The sequence below is a fragment of the Tamilnaduibacter salinus genome, assembly GCF_003096655.1.
Taxonomy (GTDB): Bacteria; Pseudomonadota; Gammaproteobacteria; order Pseudomonadales; family Oleiphilaceae; genus Tamilnaduibacter; species Tamilnaduibacter salinus.
This window is the reverse complement of record NZ_QEKQ01000005.1, coordinates 264954-277576: the sequence shown is the minus strand read 5'-3', so window position 1 is coordinate 277576 and position 12623 is coordinate 264954. Positions and strand designations below refer to the sequence as shown.

At 62.4% G+C, this 12623-nt stretch carries 9 protein-coding genes; 2 read left to right on the top strand and 7 right to left on the bottom strand.

The features are described 5' to 3' along the window. Positions 1-37 precede the first annotated feature (37 nt). Both C8D92_RS09535 and C8D92_RS09530 read left to right on the top strand, forming a co-directional pair. Positions 38-979 carry an alpha/beta fold hydrolase gene (locus tag C8D92_RS09535; RefSeq protein ID WP_116919214.1) on the top strand — a complete coding sequence of 314 codons (942 nt, stop codon included), beginning with the start codon at positions 38-40 and terminating at the stop codon, positions 977-979. Positions 980-989: 10 nt separating this feature from the next. Then, positions 990-2549 carry a cation:proton antiporter family protein gene (locus C8D92_RS09530; protein ID WP_116919213.1) on the top strand — a complete coding sequence of 520 codons (1560 nt, stop codon included), beginning with the start codon at positions 990-992 and terminating at the stop codon, positions 2547-2549. Here the strand turns inward: C8D92_RS09530 and C8D92_RS09525 are convergent. The 7 genes from C8D92_RS09525 to C8D92_RS09495 all read right to left on the bottom strand — a co-directional run bounded on the left by C8D92_RS09525 (position 2546) and on the right by C8D92_RS09495 (position 12439). Beyond that, complete coding sequence (locus C8D92_RS09525; RefSeq protein ID WP_116919212.1) at positions 2546-3289, bottom strand: putative 4-mercaptohistidine N1-methyltransferase; 744 nt, start codon at positions 3287-3289, stop codon at positions 2546-2548. The genes C8D92_RS09530 and C8D92_RS09525 overlap by 4 nt on opposite strands. A gap of 220 nt (positions 3290-3509) precedes the next feature. Next, entirely contained in the window at positions 3510-4808 is a 1299-nt protein-coding gene (senA, locus tag C8D92_RS09520) for a selenoneine synthase SenA (protein WP_116919211.1), read from the bottom strand. A 75-nt stretch (positions 4809-4883) separates the two neighbouring features. Further along, a complete protein-coding gene (cadR, locus tag C8D92_RS09515; protein ID WP_116919210.1) occupies positions 4884-5339 on the bottom strand; it encodes a Cd(II)/Pb(II)-responsive transcriptional regulator in 456 nt (151 codons plus the stop codon). Positions 5340-5348: 9 nt separating this feature from the next. After that, positions 5349-7286, bottom strand: a complete 1938-nt coding sequence (locus tag C8D92_RS09510; RefSeq protein WP_116919209.1) for a CASTOR/POLLUX-related putative ion channel — start codon at positions 7284-7286, stop codon at positions 5349-5351. Positions 7287-7443: 157 nt separating this feature from the next. Further along, positions 7444-9036, bottom strand: a complete 1593-nt coding sequence (locus tag C8D92_RS09505) for an isocitrate lyase (RefSeq protein WP_116919208.1) — start codon at positions 9034-9036, stop codon at positions 7444-7446. Positions 9037-9218: 182 nt separating this feature from the next. Then, entirely contained in the window at positions 9219-11339 is a 2121-nt protein-coding gene (locus tag C8D92_RS09500) for a TRAP transporter large permease subunit (protein ID WP_207775152.1), read from the bottom strand. Beyond that, positions 11318-12439, bottom strand: a complete 1122-nt coding sequence (locus C8D92_RS09495) for a putative solute-binding protein (RefSeq protein WP_116919207.1) — start codon at positions 12437-12439, stop codon at positions 11318-11320. Before C8D92_RS09495 ends, C8D92_RS09500 begins: the two co-directional genes overlap by 22 nt. Positions 12440-12623 lie beyond the last annotated feature (184 nt).

Sequence of the window (12623 nt, the reverse complement as noted above, 5' to 3'; positions counted from 1 at the left end):
GTCCTGTTGTCCCCGACCACCGGAATAAGGACCGTTCATGAAGTCGTTGCCCCTGTTTGCCCTGCTTGCCACTCTGGTCGTTCTCTCCGGCTGTTCCCGCCACGACCTCTACGAATCCGCCATCGCTATGGAGCGCAGTCGTGCGGACCTTGAGGAGAAACGGGTGGTCGTCGATGGCGCCGAGTACGCCTACCTGCGCAGCGAGACAGTGAGCGACGGCATACCGCTGGTCATGCTGCACGGTTTCGGGGCCAACAAGGACAACTGGACCCGACTGGCCAACGCCCTGCCCGAATCCACGACCCTCTACGCTCTGGATCTGCCGGGCCACGGTGACAGCGCCCAGCCGCGGGACCGCGCCTACACCCACAAGGCACAGGTGGAGAGCCTTGAGGCGATCTTTACCGAGCTTGGTCTGGAACGCTTCCACCTGATTGGCAATTCCATGGGCGGCGCCATCACGGCACTATATACCGCCAGCCACCCGAACCAGGTGCAGTCCGCGATTCTGTTCGCCCCCGGCGGCATTACAGAATTTCCCAGCCCCCTGACCGAACAGGTGACGGACGGACGACCGAATCCGCTGATCGTCCGCAAGGAAGGGGACCTCGACAAGCTGATCGACTTTGTCATGGAGCAGAAGCCGTTCATTCCCTGGCCGGTCGGATCGGTCATGGAGGAGAAGGCCATCGCCCGTCAGGATCTGAACGAGCAGATTTTCGCGGACATTATTGATCCGGACGCCGGCATGGATCAGTCTTTCACAGAGCAGATGAGGCAGATTCAGGCACCGGTACTGATCATCTGGGGACAACAGGATCGGGCACTGAATGTGCGCAATGCAGACATTTTCGAGCGCCTGATCCCAAACGCCCGCGTCGTCAAGCTCGACAACGTCGGCCACGTGCCCATGATGGAAGTCCCCGAGCGATCCGCGGAACTGGTTACCGGGTTCCTGAAAGACATTCAGCGGCAGTAGACGACGGACCATGACCGAAGCCATCTGGATCCTTTTCGCATTCAGTCTGGGCCTGGCGGCCCGTACCCTCGCGCTTCCACCACTCGTTGGCTTTCTGGTCGCCGGCTTTCTTCTCAATGCGTCCGGGCAGGCCCTGGGGCTGCCCGCCGGCAGCACGGCGATTCTCGATCACCTCGCCCATCTTGGTGTTTTGCTGCTGTTGTTCACGGTCGGACTGAAACTCAAGCTCAAGGCATTGCTGCGGCCCGAGGTCATCGGCGGCGGGTTGCTGCATTTTGGCCTGACCGTGGCGGTCGTCGCCCCGGGGCTGCTGCTCCTGATGGACCTGGGCACCCGTGAAGCCGTTCTTCTGGCGATCGCGCTGTCATTCTCCAGTACAGTACTTGTCGCCAAGGTACTGGAAAGCAAGAACGAGCTCCGGGCCTTCCATGGTCGGGTGGCCATTGGCATTCTCGTCGTCCAGGACCTGATTGCGCTGGTGGTGATGAGCGTCACCGCCGGCCACACGCCGTCCGCCTGGGCCCTCTTGGTATTCGCCCTGCCCCTGCTGCGCCCGCTCCTGTTCCGGCTGCTCGACATCAGCGGTCACGACGAGCTGCTCGTACTGCTCGGCATGCTGCTGGCACTGGCGGTTGGCGGCATGGGGTTCGAAGCGATGGGACTGAGCTCTGAACTGGGCGCCCTGCTGATCGGCGCCCTGCTGGCCAATCACCCACGGGCCCAGGAGTTGTCAAAATCGCTCTGGAGCGTCAAGGAGATTTTCCTGGTCGGCTTCTTCCTGCAGATCGGCATGGAAGGGCTCCCCGACCAGACGACACTGCTGTTTGCCATGGGCGCTGCGCTGTTGCTCCCCCTCAAGGGCGTCCTGTTCTTCCTACTCATGATCGCCTTCCGTCTGCGGGCACGCAGCAGCTTCCTCACCAGCCTGTCACTCAGCAACTACAGTGAGTTCGGGCTGATCGTCGCCAGCGTCGCGTTGCCTGAATGGCTGGTGCCCCTGGCCATTACCGTGGCCCTGTCATTCGTGATCTCAGCACCGCTCAACCGGTTGTCCCACAACCTCCACGGCCGTTTCGGACGCCACTTGGCGCGTTTCGAGCGCCACCAGCGTCATCCGGATGAGCAGCCTCTTTCACTGGGCGATACTGAAGTACTGGTCATGGGGATGGGCCGGACCGGAACCGCCGCCTATGATCGACTCATTGATACCGAACCGCGGCTGATGGCCATCGACTCAGACCCATCCAAAGTGGATAAGCACATCAACGAGGGACGTAATGTCGTCTTCGCCGATGCCGAAGACGACAGCTTCTGGCAGGGGCTGTACATGCCGAATCTGAAATCGGTGGTTCTGGCCATGAGTGAAATTGAGGGCAAGCTTTTGGCCGCACGCATGCTGCGCAAGAAAGGGTTCACTGGATACATCGTCGCCCACACCATGTACGCCGACGAGGCGGTAAAAATCCAGGAGGCGGGCGTCAATGCCGCGTACCTGACCATGAACGAAACCGGGGTCGCTCTGGCCAGCCACATCACTGACCTGGCCGGAAGACAGCCGGATGCCTCCTAACAGCACTCCCAGGCCGTCAGCTCGGCGACGGTGTGCTGGAACTTGCGGCGTGTCTCGCGAATCACGAAGGGCACATCCTCCGGCTCGCCCAACGGGCGAAACCGTCGGGACAGATGATGCGACAGGCCATCGCGAACCGTCACAGCCTGCCCATTGTCTTCATAACCACCGATCCATTCCCCCCGGGGCGTAAAATCCGGCAACAGGGTATAGGGCGAGGTGAGCACCAGCACGCCACCCGGAAGGAGCCGTTCGTGCACGTGTTCGAGGAAGTCCGCCGGCCTCGGTAAACGGTCCAGCAGGTTGCCGGCAAACACCAGATCATAACCGGTGTGGGATGGCCCTGGCGCCTGCGCATCGCCCACCTCGAACCGCGTCCGGCGTGCCGCGTCCGATAAGTCCAATGCCGCCAGCGTCACCCGCTGCTCCCGGCCGAGATCGCCTTCATCCCGGACCCAGTAGCTGAATGCACCCGTTCGGCGGAGCTGTTCGGCACTGTCGATAAAACGCCGGGAGAGATCGATGCCCACCACGTCATCAAACGACCGCGCCAGCTCCAGGGTGCTGCGCCCCACAGCACAGCCAAGGTCCAGCGCCCGGCGTCGTGGCCGCTCACCATGGCGGGCGAGACAACGCTCGACGCAGGCCACCGGGTAATTCGGCACGCCGAAATACTCGGTGTCGCCGTAATGGAAGGCCATGTACTGGCCAAGTTGCTCATCGGATTCGTAGTAGCTCATGCTCGGCTCCACCGGAAAAGACAGGATCTTAGCCACGGAACGACACGGAAATCACGGAAAGCGCCCTGCGGGCGAAAGCTAGAATGTCTGAACGTTTTAAAGCCTGAAGGTTTTAGAGCCGGGAACGCATACCTCGCCGACACTGACCGGCTTTAAAACTTTAAAACGTTAAAACCGTTCTTCTGTGCTTTCCGTGTTTTTCCGTGGCTCACAAAAACGGTCAATCATCCACAGCACAGGTCCGGAATCCGGTATACACATCCCGGCGTCCGGGCGCGTAGGCCTGGCGGTAGGTACCGCGGATCAGCAGGCTGGCGGTGGCGCAGCCGCCGCCTTTGGTCACCTTGTGATCACCAAACTGCAGGGTGGACATGAATGGGTACATGTCGACCTTGAACCCGTCATAGGGCAGAAACTCATTGCGGGTCCACTCCCAGGCGGTGCCCACCATCTGGCGGCAGCCAAACGGGCTGTCGCCCTTCGACAGGGCCGACACAGGGAGCTGGGCCATGAGGTGGCCGTCCAGATCGGCGCAGCCCGCCTCCATTGCGTCGCCCCACGGAAAACGGCGGAACGGGGCGTCCGGAACGTTACCAAGGGCGGCGACTTCCCATTCGTACTCGGTCGGCAGTCGGCGGCCTGCCCAGTTCGCCCAGGCCTCCGCTTCCCAGTAAGACACGTGAGTGACCGGGTAGTCCGGACTCAACCGGTGCCAGCCATCAAACAGCCGCTCATACCAGCCATCATCCCCCTGCGACCAATACAGCGGGTGCCGGGGCGCCTGTTGGTGCGAGGCCAGCCAGGTGCGCCCCCCAAACGACCAATAGTCGGGGTTCTCATAGCCCCCCGCTTCCACGAAGCGCAGGAAATCGCTGTTGCGCACCAGCGTGCGGCTGATCCGAAACGCCGGCATTTCCAGATCAAAACCGGGCTTCTCGTTGTCGAAGGAGAAATCGTGGCCACCGTAGTCCGGCGAATCAGCCGGCATGCCAATGCGGTAGGTACCGGCCGGTACGGTCACATCATCGGACTCGACCGGCTCTGCCGACGGCGTCTGGTGACCGAACCAGGGCGGTGCCGGGTAGCCCACCGTCTGCCGACACCAGGTCATGGATTCCAGATGCATGGTCTGGTGGGCAATCGCATACCGGTACAGGTAGCGGGCCTCTTCGCTCAGCGGCTCTCTTTCGATGCGCGCCTGCATCCGGTCGTAGATGGTATTGAAGTACTGCCGGGTCGCTTCCCGGCCGGGGAACAGCTCACGGGACCAGCGATCACCGTGGGCCACGTGGAACGAATCCCAAAGGTCATCCATGGAAGGATCGTAGCTGGGCGCTCCATCCAGAAGGTTGAAGACGAACACCTCGTAGAAAAACGCGGCGTGCCCCATTTCCCACAACGGCGGGTTGATGCCCGGATCGTAAGGCACATCCAGCGCCCGCTCACCCAGCGAGTCCACCAGTTCCAGGGCGCGTGCGCGTACGTCGTTGAGCTGCTGTATCAGTTGGGTTTTATCCATCGTCACGCATCTACCGGTCGCCGTTCCATTCAGTCTACGCCACACCGCGCGCGCCGGACCAAACCTCCCGGGCCATCAGGGGATGGGGCCGTGGCTGCCCGGCACATGACTGGACTCGGCATCGTCCCGCCCAACCGGCCCCATGCGATCCAGCTCATTGAGAATGCCACAGTCGGTGGTGTCGGCATCGGCCTGGCACTGGCTCTCGATGACCTCAAGCTGCTCCGCCAGCTGTTGCAACTCGCCGATCCGCGCCCGGACGTGATTTAAATGATCCGATACCAGTTCGCTTGCCGCGCCACACCGTGCAGCGGGGTCGTCCCGCAATGACAGAAGACGCCGGATTTCAGACAGGGTCATGTCCAGCGCCCGGCAGTTGGCAATAAACTGCAGGCGACTGGCCGCCTCCGGTCCGTAGGTCCGATAGTTGGACTCACCGCGGGCCGGGGCGGGGATCAGTCCGATCCGTTCATAGTGGCGGATGGTTTCCTGGGAAAAGCCCGTCTGGCGGGCCAGCTCACCTATACGCATGCCCTTATCCTAACCCGGATGGGCCAGCACCACGACCCGGTCCCCAGGGGCCAGTGTCAGGACCATTGACGCCGGCGGGTTCATCGTCAGGCCCCTGCGGGCGTCGGCCCAGAGGATGCCGAGCGCGATCTCGCCCCGCCCCTGAAAACAATCGCACACCGTCGCGAACGTCGGCGCGTCAGGCAGGTCGAGTACGTCCACTCCCCGCAGCATGATCTCCGCCCCGCCGGCGGTAAACAGCTCGTCCAGCACCACTCTCAATTCCCGGCGCAATGCCACCTGCGCAAGAATGTGGCTGACAATCATCGGGCTGACCAGCGTCTCACTGTGATCCGTCAGTAACAGCGATTCGTTATCAGGATCGCTCAGCTCCATCACCACCTGAGGCCGATCCGGCCCATTGCCCAGGATTTCCTCCAGCTGCAGGTAGGCCATCATGGTCCGGGCGTCAGCCTCCTCACCGGAGGCCAGCCGATCACTGGACAGCATCAATACCGAGTCGTAATGCTCGGGATGCAGCCCCTGAAGATCCACCGGCACAACCACATCAGCGAAGCGCTGATTCAGCGTGACCGACTCGGGACATCCACCGTAACGCGCCAGCTCTTCGTCCCGCTCCCGTTCATCAAGAACGGAGGCCACATCCACCGTGAACTGATGACTGGGGTACTGCCCCATCTCCGACAGCAGACAGGCCAAGCGCCGGTTCCACCCGAGCACCAGGACCCGATGACGGGTCACCTCCGGCACAACCCGCGCTGAATCGGACCCCGCAGCTAGATCCGCCGCCGTCCGGGCGACGTCACGCATCTCCGCCGTGTCATCGTAGTCCCGGGCGAGCATGACCAGCCGGTCGTTCCGCTGAATCCGTTCTTCCGGCGACGGGCAGAGCAGCGGCAGCCAGCCCTCCCCTTGAGGCCGAAGCACCCCGAGGGCCCGGGCGGTGGACCAGCGCCCAAGCAGATCCCCGAATGGGGTGCCCGCCAGGTTCTCCCCGGAGCGGATGAACAGGTCATGCTGACCGCGATCAGTCAGCAGCTCATTCAGGACCGATGACAGTCCCGGATGCAGCAATGTCTGCACCATCATTCGGGCCATCACCGCGTCCCCGGCGATGACTTCCAGCGGGCCCGGGTATGCCCGCTCGGCGACCGGCTGGCGACGGTTATCCTCCAGCTCCGCGACCACATAGGGTAGTGATCGCCCAGTGGCCCCGGCCTGTGAGGCCATCGACATCAACGCCTTGACGGTTTCCACGTCCGCGCCGATCCGACTATCCGGCCCATGGTAGGTGCGCGGCACGATAATCGCGGCCGCCTGCAACGCAGCTACCCGGTGCAGCGCTTCAGGCTGAAGGGCCGAACCGGAACGCAACACAATGTGGCGCGAGCGACGACCGATCTGCCGGTCGTTCCGCAGCTCCAGGGACTGGGCGGCCGAGACGGATTCCGACAGAATCACCAGACGCATCCGGCGCACATCGTGACGCTCCAGAAAACGTCGCACACGGCCGCTCGCGGCCATCAGCTCCCGCACCAGTGGCAGAGTACGGCTGGTCCACCCCAGTACGACGACATGATGGCGCATGGTGACCGGCGTCAGGCCCCGCTCAAGATCGGTCATAAGGGCGAACAGTGACCGCGTCAGGATGGCGACGAGCGTGCCCATGAACACCACGTAGCCGCTGACCGTAAGGAGAGTGGAGACAAACCGCCGCCAACTGCCTTCATCATCGCCCAGGTATCCAGGGTCGGTCAGCCGTAGAAACGCCCACCAGATGGCATCGCCGAGGTCTGCAAAGGTCCCGGCCGTTGGCAACACCAACAACCCGCCTACCAGCGATATCAGCCCGATGACCAGCGCCACCACCATCAACTGGAACAGCGCTCCCTTCACGAACTGACGCTCAATCATGTACTTGAGGCGGTCCACAAACCGGAACGGCATAGTATCCCTCCCTGCGGGCTGAACCATGAAGCATAACAGGACGCCGCCATCTGCACGGCAGAAATACCCGACAACAAAAAACCCCCGCCTGCGAACAGACGGGGGTTTTGAGGGCGTCCGGGCCGCGCCGCGACCCGGTGACCACCAGACCGGTTTCTTAGAACTGGTTCATGGTGTTGTCCTTGCCGCCAGCCTTCAGGGCGTTGTCCTTGGAGAAGTACTCCTTGTGGTCGTCACCGATGTTGGAACCAGCCATGTCCTGGTGCTTCACGGTGGCGATGCCCTTACGGATCTCCTGACGCTGAACGCCATCGACGTAGGCCAGCATGCCCGGCTCACCGAAGTAGCCCTTGGCCAGCTCGTCGGTGGACAGCGCGACGGTGTGGTACGTCGGCAGCGTGATCAGGTGGTGGAAGATGCCCGCTTCGGCGGAACCACGACGCTGGAACTCGGCGGTCCACTGGTCGGCGACCTTCGCCAGCTCGGAATCGTCGTACTTGGCGTTCATCAGGTCGTTGTAGTCGTACTCGGACACGTCCTTACCCTCTTCCTTCCAGGCGTCGAACACCTGCTGACGGAAGTTCAGGGTCCAGTTGAAGGACGGGCTGTTGTTGTAGACCAGCTTCGCATCGGGCACTTCTTCCTTGATGCGATTCACCATGCCAGCGATCTGGCCAACGTGCGGCTTCTCGGTCTCGATCCAAAGCAGGTCAGCACCGTTCTTCAGGCTGTTGACACAATCCAGTACAACACGGTCTTCACCGGTGCCTTCCTGGAATTCGAACAGGCCGCTGGGCAGACGACGCGGACGCATCAGCTGACCGTCACGCTTGATAACAACATCGCCGTTGTCGATGTCTTCCGGCTTCTCGATCGGATCGCAGGCCAGGAAGCTGTTGTACTTGTCGCCGATGTCGCCCGGCTCTTTGGTCACGGCCAGCTTCTGGGTCAGGCCGGCACCCAGGGAGTCAGTACGGGCAACGATCACGCCGTCTTCAACGCCCATTTCCAGGAACGCGTAGCGGCAGGCGTTGATCTTCGCCATGAACTCGTCGTGCGGGCAGGTGACCTTGCCAGCCTGGTGACCACACTGCTTGGCGTCAGACACCTGGTTCTCGATCTGCAGGGCACAGGCACCGGCTTCGATCATCTTCTTCGCCAGCAGATACGTCGCTTCCTCGTTACCGAAGCCAGCGTCGATGTCGGCGATGATCGGCACAACGTGGGTTTCGAAGTTGTCGATCTTGTCCTGCACTTCCTTTTCCTTGGCGCTGTCGCCAGCCTCGCGGGCAGCGTCCAGGTCACGGAACAGGTGGTTCAGTTCCCAGGCATCCGCCTGCTTCAGGAAGGTGTACAGCTCTTCGATCAGAGCCGGTACGGACGTCTTCTCGTGCATGGACTGGTCCGGCAGCGGGCCGAACTCGGAGCGCAGCGCGGCAACCATCCAGCCAGACAGGTACAGGTACTTCTTGTTGGTCGTGCCGAAGTGCTTCTTGATGGAGATGATCTTCTGCTGACCAACAAAACCGTGCCAGCAACCCAGGGACTGGGTGTACTGAGAGTGGTCCTTATCATACTCGGCCATGTCCTGACGCATGATGGCCGCGTTGTACTTGGCGATGTCCAGACCGGTCTTGAAGCGGTTCTGGGCGCGCATGCGGGCAACGTACTCGGGATTGATGGCGTCCCAGCCCGTCATCTTCTCACGCAGGGCCTTAATGGCCTCAATGTCTTGGTTGTACTGTGACATGGTCGATCCTGTTCGTCGGGTTGATTGAACCGTCGTCGCATCCGACCGTTTCAAACGGCACCGGCGGACGATGGCGGCCATTCTACGAGCAGTCCTGCCATCATTGAAATTTATATTGTGTATTTTCGATATTCTCGGCCTGAATGTTCAGTAAGGTCAGCGAGATGGTGAGCCCGATGACCTCAGCCGGCGACGGCCACCCGCTGAAACAGCCAACCATGCCAGCCGTCGTGGAGCAGTGGTGTGAAGGTGACGATCGCCAGCGTAATGCCCATGACGATCACCGGCACGATGATCCGGAAATGCCGCTGCCAGAATGTGCCATGCAGACTCTCCCAGCTTGTGGGCATGCCGACCACCTGACGGGTCAGCAGGTGATTGAGGGCCACCGGGGGCGTCAGATACCCCATCTCGAATGCCAGGATCGTCATGGTCCAGAAGTGCAGCGGATCGATCCCCTGGGTGATGGCCAGCGGCGCCAGTGTCGAGTTGACCAGTAGCACCGCGCCGTACGGGTCCATGATCATGCCGATAACCACCAGGCAGCCCATCAGCAACGCGATGCTGACCCAGATCGAGCCGCCCATCGGGAACAGATCCAGCACGCCTGAACGTTCAATCAGCCCGCCCATACTGACGGACAGCGCCATCAGCATCAGCAGCGCCCCAATCAGGGTGGTGGCCTCGTCCGTCGCCGATACCATCTGGTGGCGGACCGGCGCGGGCTTCACTCCGTCATCGCCGCCCCCGGCAAGTCGCTCATATCCCAGAATCAGTAGCATGATGACCGGCAGCATGGCCGGCGCGGAGAATTCATCCAGCCCACGCCCGAGGCCCCATTCCCACAGCAGCATGACGGCTGCGAAAATGGCGACATAAGGCAGAAGCCGTCCCAGCGCCCGGGCCATGGCCGGCAGACACCGCCGGGCAGGCGCGATCCGGATGGGTTCCCGCCCGCCCAGCCAGGTGACGACCACCGCAAACACGGTCAACGTGAGGATCAGAACCCGTGCCCCGGCCCCAAAGAGCTCGTCCGTGGTCACGGCGCTGTTGAGGGTGGCGACAATCACCACCAGCAGGCAGGGCCGCAACATGGTCCCCATGGAACCGGAGATGGCCGTAATGGCCAGCGCCATCGGCTCGGACGTCCCCGCCCGGCGCATCTCCTGGTAGAGCGTCATGCCGGCCGCCAGGATGAAGATGCCGGAGGCGCCGGTGTAAGCGGTGGGTAACGCCGTCAATGCCAGTACGAGCACCCCCAGCAATCGTGGCGGCAGCTCCAGGGGGCGGACCAGATCAAAGACCCGGTGGGGCAGCCGTGAGCGACCCAGCAGCATGCCGACCCAGACATACAGCCCCAGGTTCAGGAACAGGCTGGACAGCTCCGCCATCATGTTCAGGTAGACGGCAATCCCGTGATAGAACCCATAGGCGGCAAACTGGGCCGATGCGGTCAGGCACATGATGCTGTACAGGGGGATGCAGAGCAGCGAGCGCGTCCAATGCCCACCGGCCGGTGCGCCCACAGGTGATCGGATGAGCTGGCACACCGAAATGGCGGTCAGCCCGCCAAAGCCGGCCACCCAGAGATCGTGCAGATAGAGGTGGGCCAATGGCATGCCAGCGGCCGCCTGCGCCAGTTCCTGCTCCCGGTAGAGCCAGGCGGACACGGTCAGCAACCCGTTGGCCAGGGCCTGTGCCACCGTCGCAACGCGATCATCCCGGGTCGAAAGCACCGGTCTGAGCGCGATGTGCTGTCGGCGGAAGGTGGCCGTGGCGGCACACAGGAGCAACAGCAGACACAGCATGGTACGGCGGTTGTTGGTTACCAGCACCACCGCCTGCGACAGTCCGACCTCGATTGCGGCAAACAGCTGCACGGGCCAGGTGTTGCGGGACTGGACGGTCCGGTAGGTCTCCCAACTGGCACGGCAGTTGGCCACCTGTTTTTCCACTGACGCCCGTACGGAAGCGCGGTCCGGTCCGTCGCCGAAGACGTCGCCAAATGTGCCCACATCGCCGGATGACTGGCGCGCCATCGCCTCGTCCACCATCCGCGCCATATCGGGGCTGGGATCACAGGCGGGTTTCTCCACCCGTTCGGCCAGCCGCAGCTCGAAGTAGTTCGGCCAGTTCGCCTCGCCGACTTCCAGCAGGCGCGAATGCAGTGTTTCACCCACGGAGGCAAGCAGGCTGGCAAGAAGGACGCCCAGCACCGGCAGCACTGTGGCCAACTGTCGGGCGCGACGCCCCCCGGACCCGGCCATGGAAAGGGCGGCCGTCATTCGACCGGGTTGGTGCATTCGGCGCGCGTATCGTCCGTCCGGCACCGGATCTTGCGTTGCAGGGTCAGCATGTCCGGGCTGTAGTAGCCCTGATCGCGCAGCTCAATACGGGCCTGCTGCATCATCTTCTCGTACTCGCGCCGGTCATCCGCCGGGATGTCGATCCACCACTTGTCCGGCACCTTGTCGGTCTCCTTCCGGAGCCGGCCCCGGATGCGCTCATAGTTGTCGTAAAACGCCTCGCGTACGAGCTGCGCCAGGGCGTTGGGGAAAACGTCCCGGCGACCGATCAGCTGCATGGTGATCTGGGCCAGGGGCATCTCAATGATGCCACCATCCGGCGACATGCCCTTATAGAGTTCAAGCACTTCGTAGGAGGCCAACGGAGCGGCCAGGACGTCCACAACGCCGTTATTGAACATGTTGGGTGCATTGACGATGTCCGTGACAACGGGCGTGGCACCGACACCGGCGATCATCTCGGCCTGGGTCGGATCGTAGTCCAGCACCGCCACGCGTTTGCCCGAGGCCTTGGCGAGGGTATTGATCGACCGGTCATCGACGAACACATAACCCGCCCCGCCCGGCGCGATGCCCATCACGACGTACTCACCGTCGACCATCCGGTCACGGCTGCGGGGGTCGGCCATCAGGCGCAGCGCCAGTTTCATCTGCTGTGGCCGGATCAGCCCGCCGATGGAGTCCAGTGTGCCGGTGTAACGATTGAACAGGCGCGCCCGCAGACCGCTCATCAACGCGGCATCACAGGTGGCGGACTTGAGCTCTTCGACCATCACCGACTCGCTCGTGTAGGGCACCATCTCCACATCGACGCCATACTCCATCAGTCGCACCCGCTGTTGTTTGGCAGCCTGGAAAATCGGCCCGGAACGGCCAAACAGGTCCCAGATACAGATGCGATAGGTGCGATCGTCGTCGGGCGACAGGCCGGTCAGCGCCTGCATCGCCTCCAGGCGCTGGGCCAGGGGAAGGTCCGTGTCATAGACCTGCTCGCGCAGGGACTGGTCATCCTGCGCGACGGCCGCCGGGGCGAAGACAACGAAAAACAGGGTCACAATGGCCGGCAGAACGCCGTACCCAAGAGGCTGTACTGTCATGATCCATCCTGCGAGTGTTTGTTGTTATTCCATCACTCACACGCTACCGCCGGACTCGATGCCATGCCGTGTCCGACCCGCCCCATCCCGGTGTCATTCCTGCCAATCAGGCCCTTCTATCAGCGTGATTGGCCTGCTGTCATTGGAGAGATGACAAACATTGCTTATTTTCTATACTGAGTGG